Raw genomic sequence first — 1018 nt, forward strand, 5'->3', positions numbered from 1 at the left:
TGTACCAGGCCTGGCCGTACAGCGAGGTGTGACCGCCCCAGGCCAGCGCCTCGACGCCCACGCGCAGGTTGCGGCGGGAGGCGCGCTCGGCCAGCTCGTGTAGTTGGGCAGCGGCCAGTGCTGGGTCGTTCACCGACAGCGGCGAGGTGTTGGAGCAGCACAGCACCATCGGCGCGCGCATGGCTTCCATCAGATCGAACTTGCGCTCGGCGCGTTCCAGGCTGCGGCGGAACTGCGGCTCGGGCATGCCTTCGAAATCACGGAACGGCTGGTACAGGTCGATAGACAGGCCCAGGTCGCCCGCGATGCGGCCCAGTTCGGCGGCCGTGCCCTTGAAGTTGATGAAGTCGGCCTCGAACAGCTCGATGCCGTCGAAACCGGCGGCGGCGACGGCTTCGAGCTTCTGGCGGAGTGTGCCGCTGAGCGAGACGGTGGCAATGGAGCGATGCATGGGGGTGGACTTTAGGAACACCCGGCCCCCGCCACAATCAATTCAGGAGGCAAATGATCGATGATCGATCACATACGTGCAGTATTCGCACGAAATACGGGATACACCTAGGCCACCCGCATGGCCTGCAGCCCTCAAAGGCTGCGCCAGAAATCGATCAGCAGCTGTGTGAACTCCACCGGCCGCTCGACCGCGCTCAGATGCGCGGCGTCGATGGTGGCCAGGCGCGCGCCCGGAATGGCCCCGACCATGGCCTGCGACATGGCCATCGGCGTGGCCTCGTCCTGCAGCCCGCCGATCACCAGCGTGGGCACGGCGATGCGGTGGTTGCTCTCGCGGAAATCGATGGCCGCGACGGCGTTGCAGCTTTCGATGTAGCCCTGTGCGTCGGTGTGCACCAGCACGTCGTGCAGCGTCTTCGCAGCGACCGCGCCTTCGGGCGTGCCCACAAAGGCCGGCGTGAGCCAGCGCGCCACGGCGCCGGGGGCGATGGCGGCCACGCCCTTCGCGGCCACCGTCTCGACGCGCGCGCGCCAGGGTGCCTGATCGGGGTAGTAAGCGGCCGAA

The 1018-nt window shown here is 67.5% G+C and carries 2 protein-coding genes; both read right to left on the reverse strand.

Annotated elements, in window-relative coordinates:
- Positions 1-451, reverse strand: a 451-nt coding sequence (locus ACSFA3_RS26275; RefSeq protein WP_435508227.1) for a sugar phosphate isomerase/epimerase family protein, incomplete at its 3' end; no start/stop codon positions are given.
- 134 nt (positions 452-585) lie between these two features.
- Positions 586-1018: alpha/beta fold hydrolase (locus ACSFA3_RS26280; RefSeq protein ID WP_435508228.1), on the reverse strand; the 433-nt coding region annotated here is incomplete at its 5' end.

Origin of the sequence: Variovorax glucosi, assembly GCF_051216695.1 — a bacterium.
In the GTDB taxonomy this organism is placed as follows: domain Bacteria; phylum Pseudomonadota; class Gammaproteobacteria; order Burkholderiales; family Burkholderiaceae_C; genus Variovorax.